This window comes from Pseudonocardia nantongensis, assembly GCF_046546495.1.
Taxonomy (GTDB): Bacteria; Actinomycetota; Actinomycetes; order Mycobacteriales; family Pseudonocardiaceae; genus Pseudonocardia; species Pseudonocardia nantongensis.
The window spans coordinates 249954-266351 of sequence record NZ_JBKGXT010000001.1 but is presented as its reverse complement, the minus strand read 5'-3'; the positions used below and the strand labels follow the sequence as shown (position 1 = coordinate 266351).

General features: G+C 74.9%; 13 protein-coding genes. 7 read left to right on the top strand and 6 right to left on the bottom strand.

What is annotated here, in order from left to right:
• Positions 1 to 69: 69 nt before the first annotated feature.
• The gene (locus ACLFMI_RS01145) at positions 70 to 3210 is read left to right on the top strand and encodes an SNF2-related protein (RefSeq protein WP_410945795.1); all 3141 of its coding nucleotides are present in this window, start codon (positions 70 to 72) and stop codon (positions 3208 to 3210) included.
• Positions 3203 to 4048, top strand: a complete 846-nt coding sequence (locus tag ACLFMI_RS01140; protein ID WP_410945794.1) for an SWIM zinc finger family protein — start codon at positions 3203 to 3205, stop codon at positions 4046 to 4048. The genes ACLFMI_RS01145 and ACLFMI_RS01140 overlap by 8 nt, the downstream gene beginning before the upstream one ends.
• Positions 4049 to 4236: 188 nt before the next feature.
• On the opposite strand, the gene ACLFMI_RS01135 is transcribed toward ACLFMI_RS01140, so the two are convergent.
• Complete coding sequence (locus tag ACLFMI_RS01135; protein ID WP_410945793.1) at positions 4237 to 4569, bottom strand: DUF3817 domain-containing protein; 333 nt, start codon at positions 4567 to 4569, stop codon at positions 4237 to 4239.
• A gap of 389 nt (positions 4570 to 4958) precedes the next feature.
• Between ACLFMI_RS01135 and ACLFMI_RS01130 the strand changes: the two genes are divergently transcribed.
• Both ACLFMI_RS01130 and ACLFMI_RS01125 read left to right on the top strand, forming a co-directional pair.
• Complete coding sequence (locus ACLFMI_RS01130; protein WP_410945792.1) at positions 4959 to 5870, top strand: TIGR03854 family LLM class F420-dependent oxidoreductase; 912 nt, start codon at positions 4959 to 4961, stop codon at positions 5868 to 5870.
• A gap of 32 nt (positions 5871 to 5902) precedes the next feature.
• Positions 5903 to 6820, top strand: a complete 918-nt coding sequence (locus ACLFMI_RS01125; protein ID WP_410945791.1) for a TIGR03854 family LLM class F420-dependent oxidoreductase — start codon at positions 5903 to 5905, stop codon at positions 6818 to 6820.
• Here the strand turns inward: ACLFMI_RS01125 and ACLFMI_RS01120 are convergent.
• Together ACLFMI_RS01120 and ACLFMI_RS01115 are read right to left on the bottom strand one after the other, a co-directional pair.
• Positions 6772 to 8565, bottom strand: a complete 1794-nt coding sequence (locus tag ACLFMI_RS01120) for a hypothetical protein (protein ID WP_410945790.1) — start codon at positions 8563 to 8565, stop codon at positions 6772 to 6774. The two genes, ACLFMI_RS01125 and ACLFMI_RS01120, sit on opposite strands and share 49 nt — an antisense overlap.
• 96 nt (positions 8566 to 8661) lie before the next feature.
• Positions 8662 to 9423 (bottom strand): SDR family oxidoreductase, encoded by a 762-nt coding sequence (locus ACLFMI_RS01115; RefSeq protein ID WP_410945789.1) that lies wholly within the window; start codon positions 9421 to 9423, stop codon positions 8662 to 8664.
• A gap of 38 nt (positions 9424 to 9461) precedes the next feature.
• On the opposite strand from ACLFMI_RS01115, the gene ACLFMI_RS01110 reads away from it, so the two are divergent.
• Both ACLFMI_RS01110 and ACLFMI_RS01105 read left to right on the top strand, forming a co-directional pair.
• Positions 9462 to 9956, top strand: a complete 495-nt coding sequence (locus tag ACLFMI_RS01110) for a DUF309 domain-containing protein (RefSeq protein WP_410945788.1) — start codon at positions 9462 to 9464, stop codon at positions 9954 to 9956.
• 175 nt (positions 9957 to 10131) lie between these two features.
• Complete coding sequence (locus ACLFMI_RS01105; RefSeq protein WP_410945787.1) at positions 10132 to 11646, top strand: GDSL-type esterase/lipase family protein; 1515 nt, start codon at positions 10132 to 10134, stop codon at positions 11644 to 11646.
• Positions 11647 to 11663: 17 nt separating this feature from the next.
• Here the strand turns inward: ACLFMI_RS01105 and ACLFMI_RS01100 are convergent, their stop codons facing one another.
• The 3 genes from ACLFMI_RS01100 to ACLFMI_RS01090 form a co-directional block, all read right to left on the bottom strand.
• Entirely contained in the window at positions 11664 to 12752 is a 1089-nt protein-coding gene (locus ACLFMI_RS01100; protein ID WP_410945786.1) for a dipeptidase, read from the bottom strand.
• Between the two features lie 85 nt (positions 12753 to 12837).
• Entirely contained in the window at positions 12838 to 13962 is a 1125-nt protein-coding gene (locus ACLFMI_RS01095) for an NDMA-dependent alcohol dehydrogenase (RefSeq protein WP_410945785.1), read from the bottom strand.
• A 207-nt stretch (positions 13963 to 14169) separates the two neighbouring features.
• On the bottom strand, positions 14170 to 14916 hold the full coding sequence (locus ACLFMI_RS01090) for an SDR family NAD(P)-dependent oxidoreductase (protein WP_410945784.1): 747 nt from the start codon (positions 14914 to 14916) through the stop codon (positions 14170 to 14172).
• Positions 14917 to 14955: 39 nt separating this feature from the next.
• Between ACLFMI_RS01090 and ACLFMI_RS01085 the strand changes: the two genes are divergently transcribed.
• The gene (locus ACLFMI_RS01085) at positions 14956 to 16380 is read left to right on the top strand and encodes a PLP-dependent cysteine synthase family protein (RefSeq protein WP_410945783.1); all 1425 of its coding nucleotides are present in this window, start codon (positions 14956 to 14958) and stop codon (positions 16378 to 16380) included.
• Positions 16381 to 16398 lie beyond the last annotated feature (18 nt).

Here is a 16398-nt window from a genome sequence, read left to right as displayed (position 1 = left end):
GCCGCGGACCGGCCCGCCTCGGGCGCCCGCATCGGATGACTGTCGGGGGGCGCCTCTAGCGTGGTGGCCGTGCTGGTCGTCCACGCTCTCCACTCCCCCGGCCGGGGTGTCCTGCTCTGGGCCGAGGACGGCGAGCGCCCGCCGCGGACCGACCGGCGTTCGCTGCGGACCGCGCGGGCGCACCCGTTCGCGGCCTCGTCGGCGGAGCTGGCCGCGGTGCACCCGGGGCGGCCGGCGTCGGTGACGGTGCTGCTGCCCTCGCACGCCTCGGGGCCACAGGACTCCCCCGTGCTGGTCCGCAGCACGCCGCGGGCGGCGGCCCGCAGCGCGCCGACACTGGCGCCGTGGACGGTGCCGGCGGTGGTCGTGGACCCCTCGGAGCTGGCCGACCCGTCGCCGGACGTCCGCTATGGCGCGGGCTTCGCCCACCTCGCGGAGCTGGCACGGTTCGCCGACGAGCTGGCCTCCCGCGGGCGGGTGCTGCCGGTGCTGCTCACCGAGTCCGGACGGCCCGTGGCGCGCTGGCGCCCGGTCGTGCAGGGACTGGACGCGGCGGCCCGGGCCGACCTGGTGCGCCGGCTGCCGCCGGTCTCCCGCGCCGAGCAGCGCCGGCCCGGGGACGTCGCCGGGCCGGACCCGGACGAGCTGACCGACGCCGCGCTCGCACGGTTCACCGACGCCGCGGTGCGCGACCGGCTGGGGCGCGCACCCGCGATGCCGGTGCCGTTGCCGGACCGGCCGGACACCGCGAGCGCGTTGCTGCACGCCCTGACCGGCCCGGACCCGGAGGTCCCGGCGGCCGCCGACGGGCTCGGCGCGCTGCGCGAGGCACTGGCCGCGTGGGACCCCGTCGGCCGCGAGGAGCCCGGGGCCGGGATCGCCCTGTTCCGGCTGGCCGAGGTCTCCACCCTGCACGACCCGGCCGACCCCGGACCGGACCTGGACGACCAGACCGGCGAGGGCACCCGGTGGGAGCTGCAGTTCGCGCTGCAGTCCAGCGAGGACCCGAGCCTGCAGCTCGACGCGGGCGAGGTCTGGGCCGGCTCCGGAGACGACCTCATCGCGGGCGCGCAGGACGTTCTGCTCACCGAGCTCGGGCGCGCCGCGCAGGTGCTTCCGGCGCTGGTCCCGGCCCTGCGCCGGGCCCGGCCTACCGGGCTGGAGTGCGACGTCGAGGACGCGCACCGGTTCCTCGTCCGGGACGCTCCGGCGTTGCTGGCCGCGGGGTTCGGAGTGGCGTTGCCACGCGGCTGGGACGGCGCACGGTCGCTGGGGCTCAAGCTCTCGGCGTCGTCGGCGCCCGCGCCGGGGGTGGTCACCCGCGGCGGCCTGGGCCGCGACGAGCTCGCGACCTTCCGCTGGTCACTGGCGGTCGGCGAGGACGAGCTCGGCGAGGAGGAGATCAGCGCCCTGGTCGCGGCGAAGGCGCCGCTGGTGCGCCTGCGCGGGCGCTGGGTGTCGGTGGACGCCGACGCGCTGGCCCGCGGCCTGGACTTCCTGCGCCGCTCCCGGGACCGCACGCCCACCGTGCACGATGTGCTGGCCGCAACCCGCGGGGACGTCGACGCCCCGCTGCCGGTCACCGGTGTGCAGGCCCGCGGCCGGCTCGGCGAGCTGCTCGAGGGCACCCTCGACCGGGACCTGGAGCCCTTGACCGCCCCGCCCGGGTTCTCCGCGACGCTGCGGCCCTACCAGGAGCGCGGGGTCGCCTGGCTGGCGTTCCTGTCCTCGCTGGGCCTGGGCGCCTGCCTGGCCGACGACATGGGGCTGGGCAAGACGGTGCAGCTGCTGGCGCTGGAGGCACACGACCGCGCCGGCGGCGGGCAGGACGGCGGCAGCCTGGACGGAGACACAGCGCCGACGCTGATCGTCTGCCCGATGTCGATGGTCGGGACCTGGCAGCGGGAGGCCGAGCGGTTCGCCCCGGGGCTGCGGGTGCACGCCCACCACGGGGCGGCACGACCGCGCGGGGAGGCGCTGCACGAGCGGCTCGGCGCCGTGGACCTGGTCGTCACCACCTACGCCACCGCCACCCGGGACGCCGAGGACCTGCGGCTGTGGCGGTTCCACCGGATCGTGCTCGACGAGGCTCAGATGATCAAGAACTCGCAGGCGGCGGCGTCCCGGACGGTGCGGTCGCTGGACGCGGCGCACCGGATCGCGCTGACCGGGACGCCGATGGAGAACCGGCTGGCCGAGCTGTGGTCGGTGATGGACTTCCTCAACCCCGGGATCCTCGGGGTCCCCGAGGTGTTCCGGCAGCGCTTCGCGGTGCCGGTCGAGCGGCACCGCGACACCGGCGCCGCCCGCACGCTGCGCCGGATCACCCGGCCCTACCTGCTGCGCCGGGTCAAGACCGACCCCGAGGTGATCGACGACCTGCCGGAGAAGATCGAGATCGTGGCCGACCACCGGCTCACCCGGGAGCAGGCGTCGCTGTACCGGACGATCGTCGACGACATGATGGAGAGGATCGAGGGCAGCGACGGCATCGAACGGCGCGGCAACGTGCTGGCCGCGATGAGCAAGCTCAAGCAGGTGTGCAACCACCCCGCCCAGCTGCTGCACGACGGGTCCCCGATCCATCGCACCGGCGGCCGGCACCGCTCCGGCAAGGTGGCCCGGCTGGAGGAGATCCTGGAGTCCGTGCTCGCCACCGGGGACAGGGTGCTGCTGTTCACCCAGTACACCGAGTTCGCGGCGATGCTGCGCCCGCACCTGTCCGCCCGGTTCGACACCGAGGTGCTCTACCTGCACGGGGGCACCTCGAAGAAGCGCCGCGACGAGATGGTGGCCCGGTTCCAGAGCCCGGACGGGCCCTCGGTGTTCCTGCTCTCGCTCAAGGCCGGCGGCACCGGGCTCACCCTGACCGCGGCGAACCACGTGATCCACCTGGACCGGTGGTGGAACCCGGCGGTCGAGGACCAGGCCACCGACCGGGCGTTCCGGATCGGGCAGAAGCGCTCGGTGCAGGTGCGCAAGTTCGTCTGCCCGGGGACCGTCGAGGAGCGGATCGACACGCTCGTCGCGTCGAAGCGGTCGCTGTCGGACATGGTGGTGACCGACGGCGAGGACTGGCTGACCTCGCTCTCGACCGCCGAGCTGCGCGAGGTGTTCGCGCTCGGCTCGGACGCGATCGCCGATCCGGAGAACGGTTCCGAGAGCGGCTCCGCCACCGGGACCGACCCCGAGGAGGACGGCGATGAGTGACCGGCCGTTCTGGGCGCAGGAGGAGTACGCCGGGGGCCGGCCGATCCGGGTCGAGGGCGGGATCCGGATCCACTCCGCGAAGGGGGCGGTGGCCCGTACTTGGTGGTCCGCCCGGTTCATCGCGGTGCTCGAGCAGGTCGGTATCGGTGGGCGGCTGAGCCGCGGGAAGAACTACGCCCGCTCCGGGCAGATCGTGTCGCTCGACGTGGACGCCGGGGCGGCCGTCGCGCTCGTACAGGGCACCCGCCCGGCGCCCTACCGGGTGCGGATCGGGCTGCGGGTCTGGGACAAGCCGGAGTGGGCCCGGGTCGAGCAGACACTCGCCGCCGACGCCTGGTTCGCGGCCGCGCTGCTCGCCGGGACCGTCCCGCCGGAGATCGAGGGCGTGCTCGACGAGCTGGGCCTCTCGCTGTTCCCGGCCGGTCCTGCGGACGTGTCGCAGGACTGCTCCTGCCCGGACGCCACGGTGCCGTGCAAGCACCTCGCTGCGGTCTTCTACCTGCTCGCCGAGCGCTGCGACACCGACCCCTTCACGCTGCTGGCGCTGCGCGGGCGGGACCGCACGACGCTGCTGGAGCGGTTGCGCGAGGAGCGGGACCGGGCCGCCGGTGCGGCGAGCGCGGCCGGTCCGCCGGCGCTGGCCGACCTGCTCGACGACTTCTGGTCCTCCCCCGCCGCCGGTGCCGTGCCGCCGCGTCCACCGGAGGCCGCACCGGACGCGGTGCTCGACCAGGTACCCGAGCCGTCGTTGCGGGCCGGGCGGGACCGGCTGACCGATGCGCTGCGCCCGGTCTACCGGGCACTGGCAGGTGCGGATCAGCCGCCGCCCGGCGGCTAGCTCCTCGGACGTCGGGCAGCTCCTGCGGGGCTCGCATCCGGTGCCCTACGACGAGGGCCCGGCCACCGTCTCCGGCGACCGGGCCCTCGATTCCCGAACTGACGCGCCGCTCCCACCACGAAGCGACACCGCAGAACTTAGCGAAGCCTTACCTACTCGTCAAGGGGGAGCCGTCGGTCCGATGCGGATCAGCCGACGAGGGGGCGAGCCCGGTCCACGTCGAGCCGGCCGCGCGCTGCGGCGTGCCGCTCGAACCAGACCGTCGCCAGCGGCGGGACGCTCGCCAGCAGGCCCACCACCGTCGTCCAGAGGTCCCACCGGAAGATCCGCGCGACGAGCAGCGTGACCAGCACGTAGGCCACGAACAGCGCGCCGTGGATCGGGCCGAACACCTGCACCCCGAGCTCGCTGGTGCCCAGCACCCACTTGACGAACATCCCGATCAGCAGGCCGATCCAGGAGCAGGTCTCGGCGATCGCGACGACCCGGAAGACCCGGGCGATCGTGGTGGGGTCGGTCATCGGTACTGGCTCCTCGCAGGGATCGGGATGGTCCGACACCACTCTGCCGTACCCGGAACCGAGTCTTCTACCGGGTGTCGAATTAGAGCCCCGGGGGCTGACCGCGGATGCGGCACCCACCCTTCCCACGGTCAACGGGACAGCAGCGCTGCCCAAGGGCGGCGCGCCGGCCGCACCGGTATGCCGTTGACCATGGAAAACGTCGATGGCGGCGAGCACGTGACTGCCCGTCGGTGCCGACCGGGCACGTGGTGCGCCGGTGGGCCGTGCCGGTCAGCGCAACTTCACGATCTCGACGGCCTCGGTGTCGACGGCCTCGGTGTCGACGGCCGGCGGCGTGACCGGAAGCCGCACCCGGGTCTTCGTGACCGGGAGGTAACGTCGCGTGAGTGGTGTCCTCCCCGCACGGCAAGGTCCGGATCGGCGTCGGATCGGTGGGACTGCGGTCCAGCGATCCGGGTGGCGAGTTCGACGAGTTCGTCGACGCCCTGGAGCGGGCGGGGATCGACTCGCTGTGGCTACCGGACCTGGTGTCCGCGCCCGGGGTGGACGCCACGATCGGCACGGCGTGGGCGGCGGCCCGCACCCGCACCCTGAAGATCGGGACCGGTGTCACGGTGCTGCCCGGACGGAACCCGATGCTGCTGGCCGCCGAGCTGGCCTCACTCGCGGTGCTGGCGCCGAAGCGGATCCTGCCGGCGTTCGGCGTCCGGGCCGCGACACCGTCGGAGCGCCAGCTCTACCCCGTTCCCGGCCGGCGGGCCGCGGTGTTCGAGGAGTCGCTCGTGGTGCTGCGCCGGCTGCTGTCCGAGGATGCCGTCACCCACCACGGCGAGTTCTTCACCCTCGACGACGCCTCGGTCGCCCCGCGCCCGGCCCGCCCGCTGGATCTCTGGCTGGGCGGGCGGGCCGACGTCGGGCTGCGCCGGGTCGGCCGGCTCGCCGACGGCTGGCTGGGCAGCTTCCTCACCCCGGACGAGGGGGCCCGTGCCCGCACGGTGATCGAGCGCGCGGCCGCCGACGCCGGGCGCGCGGTCGAGGACGACCACTACGGCGTGAACGTCACCGTGGTGCTGCCGGGCGTGGATCCCGGACGGGCGCTCGCCCGCGCCGCGCAGCAGCGGCCGGACGCCGACCCGGAGCAGCTGGTCGCCGTCGGGTGGGGCGGCGCGGCCGAGCAGATCCGCCGGTTCGTCGAGGGCGGGCTGACCAAGTTCGTGGTCCGCCCGGCCGCCCCGGTCGCGGACTGGGCCACGTTTCTCGACGAGTTCCGTGCCGAGCTGGGGCCGCTGGAGAGCTGACCGGGCAGTGACCACCCGGTAACGTGGAGTGAGTGGTCGACTCTCCGCACGGCAAGGTACGGATCGGCGTCGGACTGGTGGGAGCGCGCAGCCTTCCCGGGCTGGGATCGGAGTTCCACGAGCTCGTCAACGCCCTCGACAAGTCCGAGGTGGACTCGCTCTGGCTGGCGGACCTGATCTCCACGTCCGTCGTCGAGCCGACGATCGGGAGCACCTGGGTGGCGGCGCGCACCGAGCGGATCAAGGTCGGTACCGGCGTCACCGTGCTGCCCGGGCGCAACCCGATGCTGCTGGCCGCCGAGCTCGCCTCGCTCGCCGTGCTCGCCCCGAAGCGGGTCCTGCCGGTGTTCGGGATCCGGGCGGCGACGCCGCACGACCGCCAGTTCTACCCGGTGCCGGGGCGGCTCGACGCGTGCTTCGAGGAGTCCCTCGTGGTGCTGCGCCGGCTGCTGACCGAGGACTCCGTCACCCACCACGGCGAGTTCTTCACCCTCGACGACGCCTCGATCACCCCGCGCCCGGATCGGCCGTTGGACCTGTGGCTCGGCGGCCGCGCACCCGTGGGCCTGCGCCGTGCCGGGCGGTTCGCCGACGGCTGGCTGGCCAGCTTCCTGACGCCCGCCGAGACCGCCCACGCCCGGACCGTCATCGAGGGTGCCGCCCGCGACGCCGGCCGGACGATCGACGACGACCACTACGGCACCAACGTCTGGTTCACCGTGCCCGGCACCGACGTCGACGCCGCGCTGGAGCGGGCCGCCGCCCAGCGCCCGGACGTGGACCCGCGCGAGCTCGTCGGGATCGGCTGGGACGGCGTCGCCGAGCTGATCCGCCGCTACGCCGACGGCGGGATCACCAAGTTCGTCGTGCGCCCCTCGGCCCCGGTGCCGGACTGGTTCGCCTACCTCGACCAGTTCACCGCCGAGCTGGGGCCGCTGGAGTCCGGCTGAGGCTCATCGGCCGGCTCGAGGAGCCGGCTCGAGGGGCCGGCCAGCGCGTCGGTGCTGCCCGGCCGCAGGGACCCGCAGCTGGACCGGGGCGCGTCGACCGCGGCCTCGCGGCGCGGCTGGGTCACGTCCCGGGCCAGTGCACGGGCGGCTTCCAGCCGTGCGGGCTCGTCGACGAGGTCGCGGCGCACCAGGTAGCCGGAGTCCGGCGACACCATGAGCACCGGGACGTAGCGCTGCGCGGTGCGCGGGTCGGCGAGCAGCCCGGTCGTGCGGGTCCAGTTGCCGTGCACCTCGATGAACTCGGGTCGCACCTCGTCCAGGACGTGGTCCCGCAGGGCGGCCATGTCGCCGTCGGCGTGGAACCGCGCGATCGGGGCCGAGACCAGCCCGACCAGGTCCACCACCTCGTACCGGCTCGCCAGCGCGGTCCCGCCGACGTCCGGGGTGGCGATCCGGCCGGCGCTGATCCCGAGGACGTCGCCGAAGGCGTTCGGCGCCGCGCCCATCCCGACCGCGATCGCGCACAGCGGCACCGTCAGGCCGTCGCGGAACTTCGCCGCGGTCGCCGCCCAGGACGAGCCCGAGACGACCAGCGCGACCGCGGCGAGCACCCCGGCCACTGCCCGGCCACGCACCGTCGCCGCACCGAGCGCCCGCTCCGCGGACAGCACGGCGACCAGCGCGCCGAGCGCCCAGACCGGCGTCGCGAACCGCTGCAGGCCCATCCAGTCCGGCTCCAGCACGGCGTAGGCACCGAGGGCGAGCCCGAGCGGGACCAGCAGCACCGCAAGCAACGGCCGGTGCCGGCCGGGGCGCAACAGTGCCGCGCCGAGCGCGCCCACTGCCAGCACGACCAGCAGCCACCCGGCGACCGGGACCAGCTCGGCGGGCCGGTTCAACGACGCGGTCCCCGGCAGACCCTGCGCCTTGGCCACGGCGGTGTTCGGCACCCACAGCCCGAACGTCGCGTGCCGCCACAGCAGGTACCCGCCGTACGGCACGGCGAAGGCGAGCACCGAGATCCCGGCCGCGGCGAGCGCGGCGCCGGCCCGGTCCCGGCGGAGCAGCACCAGCGGCAGCGCCGCCACGTAGATCAGGCCGTCCGGGCGGGTCAGCGCGGCCAGAGCCGCGAGCAACCCGCAGGTCACCGCGGTCGGGACGCCGCTGAGCCGCTCCCGCGCGGCGGCCCGGACCAGCGTCGCGGCCAGCGCCGCGACGGCCAGCGCGAGCAGCGGGTTCTCCAGCCCGGACGCCAGCCACACGGCGTACGAGGGCACCGCCGCGACCAGCACCCCGGCCGCCGCGGCGGCGCCGGCCGCACGCCACCGGCCGGGTATCACCTCGCGGGCGACCAGGTGGAACGCGGCGGCGACCCCGGCCCCGCAGATCAGCGCGACCGCCTTCGGGAACAGCACCAGGTCCGGGACGCCGAACCAGGAGCCGTGGTCGAACAGCCCGGCCAGGCTCGCGAGCACCAGCAGCGCCAGCCAGGACGGGTTGGACCAGCCCTCCACCGGCGCGGCGCCCGGCTGCAGCACCGGACCGGCGCCGGCCGCGATCGAGCGGGCGTAGGCGAACGTGATGCCGGCGTCGTCGACCAGCCAGCGGCCGTAGAGCGCCATGTGCAACCCCAGCACCAGGGTCGGCACACCGACGGCGAGCAGCCAGGTCGCCGGGGCGCGGGACGGGCGGATCTCCCCCGCTCCGACGACGGACCGGACCGGGTTCACGGGTGCCTGGACCACGCCCGGATCATTCCGCAAGATCCGGATCGCCCCGTGAGTGGATACCGCGGCCGGAACCCCACGCGGCCGGAACCCCGGTATCCACTCACGGGCGCGTCAGCGCGTGGTCCAGATCCCGCCGTCGAGCGGGATGACCGCGCCGGTCACGTAGGACCCGGCGGCACCGGCCAGGAAACGGGTGGTCCCGACGACGTCGGAGGCCTTCCCGATCCGGCCCAGCGGCGAGGACTCGGCGATCTCGTCGCCGGCCGCCTCCAGGGTCGCGCGCATCATCTTGGACGGGAACGGGCCCGGGGCGATCGCGTTCACCGTGACGTGCTTGGGGCCCAGGTCGCGGGCCAGCACCCGGGTCAGTTGGTGCACCGCGGCCTTGCTGGCCGAGTACGAGTAGTTCGGCAGCTCGGGCACCCGCAGGCCGTCGATGCTGCCGATGTTGATCACCCGCGCCGGATCGTCGACCGAGGCCGCGGCCTCCAGCAGCGGCAGGAACGCCCGGGTCAGGAAGAACGGCGCCTTCACGTTCAGGTCCAGCACCTTGTCCCAGGCGTGCGCCGGGAACTCCTCCAGCGGGGCGCCCCAGGTGGCGCCGGCGTTGTTGACCAGCAGGTGCAGCCGGTCGGACCGGTCGCCGAGCTCGGCGGCCAGCCGCAGGCACTCGTCCTCGGAGGACAGGTCGGCGGGGATCCCGACGACGCCGTGTTCGGACTCGGCCGCGGCGCAGGCGTCGGCCTTGCGGCTGGAGACGTAGACCCGCGCGCCCGCCTCGACCAACCCGGCCGCGATCATCTCGCCGATCCCGCTGGTACCGCCGGTGACCAGGGCGACCTTGCCGCTGACGTCGAACAATCCATCGGTCATGATCCGCACGCTAGCCGATCGGATGGCAGGGTCGGGCCATGACCGGAGTGCGAGACCGCGACGAACGCGGGCGAGCCCGCAACGCCCGTCCCCGGGACGCCGCGGGGCGCCCGCTGCCCCGTGACGCGGCCGGTGTCGAGCGGGTCCCGGAAGACCTCGTGTTGTCCCCGGACGAGGCCGTCACCGAGGCGCAGCGGCTGCTCGACGAGGGCCTGCCGTTCCAGGCACACGAGGTGCTGGAGGGTGCCTGGAAGGACGCCGGCGACGCCACCCGCGAGCTGTGGCGGGCGCTGGCCCAGCTCGCCGTCGGGCTGACCCACGCGCAGCGGGGCAACGCCCGCGGCGCGGTGTCACTGCTGCGCCGCGGCGCCGAGGGGATCCGGACCTGGCGGGTCGTCGACGTCCCCGCGCCGGCGAACCTCGACCTGGACGGCCTCGCCGCGCACGCCGACGCCCTGGCCGACGACGTCGAGCGCGACGGTGCCACGGCTGCCACGGAACCCCGCCTCCGCCCGCGCCTGCGCGGCACCTGACCCGGCCCGGCGCGCCCCAGGAGCACCCTCGGGGCCCTGGCGCCAACGAGGGCGCCCCTCGGGACATCAGGGAGGCGCTGCCCCGCCGGTGACCCGGGTCGCCGTGACGCGGCGCGGTCCCCCGGGCACCATATGGCACATGTGCTCGCCCGGTCCCCGGCGCGGCGCCACCTAGGTGCCCGCCCGCCCCTCCCCCCGGCGGTCGTGGTGGCGCGCACTGCTGCGCGAGGCCCGGTCGCTGCCGACGCTGCTGCTGGTCGCGGTGATCGCCGTGGTCGGCGTCCCGCTGGTCATCGTCCTGACCCCGGAGCACCACGTGACGGTGTTCGGCCAGGACATCGGCGTCGGCGCCCGTGTCCCGCCGCCGAACCTGCACGGCCCCGCCCAGATCGTCCAGCTCGGCAACGCCCGGTTCGACCTGCCCGATGTCGACGTCTGGGGCCCGATCCGGCCGCGGCTGTCGATCGGCCCGCTGCAGCGCCCGGCGGACGACACGCCGCTGCTCGGTCCGGGCTCGGCCCGCGAGGCGGGCGGTGCCGTGCAGCACGTGCTCGACGGCTTCATCACCTGGTACCTCTGGGGCGCCGCCGGGATCGTGCTGGCCGCCCTGCTGGCCGGCGGGCTCGCGGGTTGCCTGCGGCTGCTCGTCGCGCTGCGCCGGACCCGGCACGGCGACGAGCTGCACTGGGACGAGCACGCCGGTCCGATCGCCCGGATGACCTCGATCGGCGTCGTCGCGGCCGTCGCGATCTGGGCCGGGGCCGGGGTCTCGGCCCTGCACGGCACCAGCACCGGCCTCGAGAAGATCGGGTCGTTGACCGATCTGGTCGGTGCGACGAGCGCCAGCCCGTCCCCGGTCGGGCCGCCCGTCACCGGCGTCACCGGCGCGGTGATCGGGGATTCGCGGGCCGCCCGGGTCGGCGGCCCACCGCCCGATCCGGCGGAACCCGAGGACATCGCCTGCGGCCGCAGCGCAGACTCGACCGCCGCCGAGCTCGGGTTGCTGCGCGGCGAGCAGGTCCTGGACCTGGCCTGCGCCGGGGCGAGCATCCCGGCCGGGCTGCGCGGGCCGCAGGTGCGCGCGGGCGTGACCCTGCCACCGCAGGTGGGCCGGCTCAAACAGGTCCGGAACCTGGAGTACGTCGTCGTCGCCATCGGGCCGAACGACCTGGCATGGCAGGACTTCCTGACCTACTGCTACGGCCTCCCGACCTGCGACGACCGGCTCTCCGGCGGAGAGTTCAACCTGCGGCTGGCCGAGTTCGCCCGCGACGTCGGGGCGCTGTTCACCGACCTCGACGCGCTGCCGGGGGACCCCCGGGTGGTGGTGACCCTGTCCTACGATCCGTTCCCGACGAGCTACGACCCGGACTGCCCGGACATGCGCGGGCCGCCCGGCGCCCCGGGGTTGAACCAGGACAAGATCGACCTGCTGGACGAGCGGAACCGCCGGCTCAACGACGTGCTCGCCGACGGCGCCGCCCGCTTCGGGTTCACCACGGCCGCGCCGTTCCTGACGCCGCTCTGCGCACCGGCACGCGACCGGATGGGCCCGGACCTGCAGGGATTCGGCGAGGCCGAGCCGTTCCACCCGACCTCGGTCGGGTCGCTGCGGATGGCCGCCTCGGCCGCCGCCGCTCTCGCGGTCCCACGCGAGCCCGCTCCCCCGCCGGACTTCCCTGACCGGTGACCTCACCGATCCGGGCCTCAGCGCCCGTCGGCGGCGCGCAGCACGCGCAGGGCGTTTCGGCCGGCGAGCTTCGCCAGGTCGTCGCGGCTCCACCCGCGGTCGGCGAGGGCGTCGAACAGGGCCGGGTAGCGGGAGACATCCTCCAGGCCGTCCGGGGTCTCGGCGGTGCCGTCGAAGTCACCGCCGATCCCGACGTGGTCGATCCCCGCGGCCTCCCGGACGTGCTCGAGGTGCGCGACGACGTCGTCCATTTTCGCCCGCGGCTCCGGCGGCCCGTCCCAGCCGGCGGCGAACCGGCTCCGCTCGGCCAGGTCCCGGTGGTCGCGCCCGGCGCCCTCCATCGCCGCGAGCAGCCGTGCGTCCCAGCCTGCGACGGCCGCGGAGGCGAACCGCGGCACGAACGTCACCATGCACACCCCGCCGTTGCCGGGCAGCCGTTCCAGCACGTCGGCCGGCACGTTGCGGACGTGCTCGGTGACCGCGCGGGCCCCGGAGTGGGTGAACAGCACCGGGGCGGCGGTGACGTCGAGGGCATCGTGCATCGTGGCGTCCGCGACGTGCGAGAGGTCGACGATCATCCCGATCCGGTTCATCTCGGCGACGACCTCGCGGCCGAACGGGGCCAGCCCGCCGTGCCGGGGCGTGTCGGTGGCCGAATCGGCCCAGTCGTTGTTCAGGTTGTGGGTCAGCGTCAGGTACCGGACGCCGAGCACGCGCAGCGTCCGCAGCACGCCGAGCGAGTTCGCGATCGCGTGCCCGCCCTCGGCGCCCATCAGCGACGCGACCCGCCCGGTGCCGAACACCCGCTCGGCGTCGTCGGCGCCCTCGGCGAGCCCGAGCGCGTCGGGGTAGCGGGCGGCGAGCCGGTGCACCCGGTCGATCTGCTCCAGCACCGCGGTGACCGCGGCGTCGCCGGTGAGGGAGCCGGGCACGTACACCGACCAGAACTGGGCACCGACCCGTCCGGTGCGCAGCCGGGGCAGGTCGGTGTGCAGCCGCGGCTCGCCGGCGGCGAGATCAGGGTCGGGGCCGGTGAGCTCGCGCAGCGCCCACGGCAGGTCGTTGTGCCCGTCGACGAGCGGGACCTCGGAGAGCAGATCGTGCATGCCCGGAGTATGCGCCGGGCCCCGGGGCGCGCCGTTGCGCCCCGGGGCCCGGTGGTCCCGCGCGGCGGTGCCGCGCAGGCGTCACTCAGTAACGGATGACGCCGCGGATGTTCTTGCCGGCGTGCATGTCCTCGTAGGCCGTCGCCACCTGGTCCAGCGAGTAGGTGGTGGTGACCAGCTCGTCGAGCTTGAGCGCACCGGAGCGGTAGAGGTCCAGCTGGCGCAGGATGTCCCAGTTCGGGTTGGACATGCCGAACATCGCACCCTGGATCCGCTTCTGGAACAGCGTCACGTCGGCCAGCGACACCGGCAGCGCCTCGGTCGAGTTGATGTCGCCCAGCGCCGTGACGACGACGGTGCCCGCCTTGCGGATCGACGCCATCGCCTGCCCGATGTGCTCGGGCTTGACCACGCCGACGGTGACGACGGTCTGGTCGGCACCCTGGCCGTTGGTGAACTGCTGGGCGATCTCGGTGGCTTCCTCCATCGTCTCCACCGCGTGCGTGGCGCCCAGCTCCTGGGCCTTCTCCCGCTTCAGCGCGACCGGGTCCACGGCGATGATGTTGCCGGCGCCGGCGTGCGCGGCACCCTGCACCGCGTTGATGCCGATGCCGCCGACCCCCATGACGATCGTGGTGTGCCCGGGCTGGACGCCGCCGGCGTTCACCGCGGAGCCCCAACCGGTGCCCACGCCGCAGCCGACCAGGCAGGCGACCTCGAGCGGGACGTCGTCGGGGACCTTCACGCAGGAGTCCTCGGAGACCACGGTGGTCTCGCAGAACGTCGAGATCCCGCACATCTGGCCGACCGGGGTGCCGTCGTCGGCCAACCGCAGGCGGGTGGAGTTCTCCTCCCACCGGGTGCCGGCGAGCAGGCCCGCCCCCAGGTCACACAGGTTCTGCATGCCGCTGGCGCACCAGCGGCAGTGCCCACAGGAGGGCAGGAAGGAGAAGACGACGTGGTCGCCCTCCTTGAGGCCCTTCTTGTTCGCCCCGGCCCGGGTCACGATGCCGGAGCCCTCGTGACCGCCGGCGAACGGGTAGGTGCCGACCGGGATGTCCCCGGTGGCGATGTGGTCGTCGGAGTGGCACAGGCCCGACGCCACCATCTTGACCTCGATCTCGCTCGGACGCGGGTCGTCCAGCTCGAGGTCGACGACCTCGTACTTGCCCGGTGCGCTGCGGACGATTGCTCCGCGGGTGTATCCCACTGTGGCTCCTCCTACGACATCGGTGTCGGCGAGTTCCCGGGCCGGCTGGAGGAGCCGGCCGCACGGGAATGCGCACCCGACCATATGGCTCCGGTCACGTTCTGGGAAGCGCCACACCGCGATCGAGGGAGACCGTTGATCTGTGGAACATCGTCGGCCCGTGGAGCAGCGTCGGCCCGTGGAGCAGCGTCGCCCCGTGGAACGCCCTCAGCGCGGCATCCGGCGCCAGACCGCCCGCGGAAGCAGCCGCAGCACCGCGAACAGCAGCTGCAGCCGCCAGGGCACCCAGACGTCGGCGTTGCCCCGTCCGCGGCGCACCGCGGCCACCGTCGCGTCGGCGACCTGCTCCGGGGTGGACGACATCGGCGCCGGGCTCATCCCCTCGGTCATCCGGCCGATCACGAAGCCCGGCCGGATCAGCACCAGCCGGACCCCGCTGCCGTGCAGGGCGTCGGCCAGGCCGGAGGCGAACCCGTCCAGCCCGGCCTTCGCGCTGCCGTAGACGTAGTTCGCCCGGCGGACCCGCACCCCGGCCACCGACGAGTACACGACGATCGTGCCGCTCCCCTGCGCCCGCATCCGCTGCGCCAGCTCGGTCAGCAGGTGCACCTGGACCAGGTAGTCGGTGTGCACGATCGCGGCCGCGTGCGCCGGGTCGGTCTCCGCGCGGTCCTGGTCGCCGAGGATCCCGAACGCGACGACCGCGACGTCGATCCGGCCGTGCCGGGCCGCCACGTCGTCGAGCAGCGGAGCGTGCGTGCTCAGGTCGTCGGCGTCGAACCCGGCGGTGTCGACCTCGGCGCCCGCCCTGCGCACCCGGGCGCACTCGTCGTCCAGCTCGTCGGGGCGCCGGGCCGCCAGCACCACCGTCCCGGCGTCGGTACCGGCGAGCCGCTCCGCGACCGCCACCCCGATCTCGCTCCGTCCGCCCAGCACCAGCACCGTTCCGCTCACCCGGGCAGCCTCCCACCCACTGCGGCATGATCGACGGCCATGGGGGCGGATGCGGGATCGGGCGGTCCGGTGTACGACTCGGTGCTCGACGCCGTCGGCGCGACGCCGCTGGTGCAGCTGCACCGGGTGGTGCCCGCGGGCGGGGCGCCGGTCTGGGTGAAGACCGAGTGGGCCAACCCCGGTGGGTCGGTGAAGGACCGGGCGGCGCTGAACATGGTGCTCGACGCCGAGCGGAGCGGGGCGCTGCGGCCCGGCGGGACGATCGTCGAGGGCACCTCTGGCAACACCGGTATCGGGCTGGCGATGGTGGCCGCGGCCCGCGGGTACCGGGCGGTGTTCGTGGTGCCGGACCGCACGACCACGGAGAAGATCGCGCTACTGCGGGCCTACGGCGCCGAGGTCGTCCCGACCCCCGGCCTGGTGCCGCGCGAGGACCCCCGGCACGTGCAGCGCCTCGCCGCCCGGATCGCCGCCGACACCGACGGTGGCTGGCTCGCCGACCAGTACGCCAACCCGGCCAACCCGGCGGCGCACGCGACCGGCACCGGCCCGGAGATCTGGGCCCAGACCGGCGGCCGGATCACCCACCTGGTCGCCGGGGCCGGGACCGGCGGCACGCTCACCGGTGCCGGATCGCACCTGCGGTCGCTCGGCGTGCAGGTGGTGGCCGCGGATCCGGAGTCCTCCCGGTACGGCGGCGGGGACGGCAGCCCGTACTACGTCGAGGCCGTCGGCCACTACCTCCACCCCCTGACCGACTCCGACGACTGGCCCGCGGTCTACGACCCCGCGGTCGCGCACCGCACCGAGCGGGTCGGCGACGGCGAGTCGCTGCGCACGCTGCGCCGCCTCGCCCGCGAGGAGGGCCTGCTCGTCGGCGGGTCGGCCGGTCTCGCGGTGGCCGCCGCGCTACGGGTGTCGGCCGAGGCCGGGCCCAACGGCCTGGTCGTCGCGGTGCTGCCGGACTCCGGGCGGATCTACCTGTCGAAGTACTTCGACGACGACTGGCTCACCACGCTGGGCTTCCTGGACGCGGGCCCGGGCGCCGCCGGCGGCGGGGACCCGCTGGTCCGGGACGTGCTCGAACCCGACGCGCCCGGGTTGACGGTCGCCCCGGCCACCGCCACCGTCGCCGAGCTGCGGGAGCTGCTCGAGCCCTGCGACCCGCTCGCGACCGTCCCGGTGGTGGCGCCCCGTCGGACCGGGGAGACCACCTGGTCGGCGCCGGACGTGCTCGGCACCGTGTCCGTCGGTGCACTGGCCGGGCTGTCGCCCGGGGACCGGATCGGCGCGCACGCCGGTCCGCCGCCGGTCACCGTGGGGCACGGCGAGTACCGGGCCGCGGCCGACGCGCGGCTGGACGCCGCCGGGGTGGCCCCGCACGATCCGGTCCTGGTGCTGGTGGACGGGCGGGCTGTGGCGCTGCGCGCCCGTGAGTGGTTGTCGAGGCCAGGACCGCGATAACCACTCACGGGCCGGCGG

What these genes read in the sequence shown, in the direction of transcription:
- ACLFMI_RS01100 (WP_410945786.1), bottom strand. Translation starts at nt 12,752, where the DNA reads ATGCACGATCTGCTCTCCGAGGTCCCGCTCGTCGACGGGCACAACGAC.
- ACLFMI_RS01085 (WP_410945783.1), top strand. Translation starts at nt 14,956, where the DNA reads ATGGGGGCGGATGCGGGATCGGGCGGTCCGGTGTACGACTCGGTGCTC.
- ACLFMI_RS01135 (WP_410945793.1), bottom strand. Translation starts at nt 4,569, where the DNA reads ATGACCGACCCCACCACGATCGCCCGGGTCTTCCGGGTCGTCGCGATC.
- ACLFMI_RS01140 (WP_410945794.1), top strand. Translation starts at nt 3,203, where the DNA reads ATGAGTGACCGGCCGTTCTGGGCGCAGGAGGAGTACGCCGGGGGCCGG.
- ACLFMI_RS01110 (WP_410945788.1), top strand. Translation starts at nt 9,462, where the DNA reads ATGACCGGAGTGCGAGACCGCGACGAACGCGGGCGAGCCCGCAACGCC.
- ACLFMI_RS01115 (WP_410945789.1), bottom strand. Translation starts at nt 9,423, where the DNA reads ATGACCGATGGATTGTTCGACGTCAGCGGCAAGGTCGCCCTGGTCACC.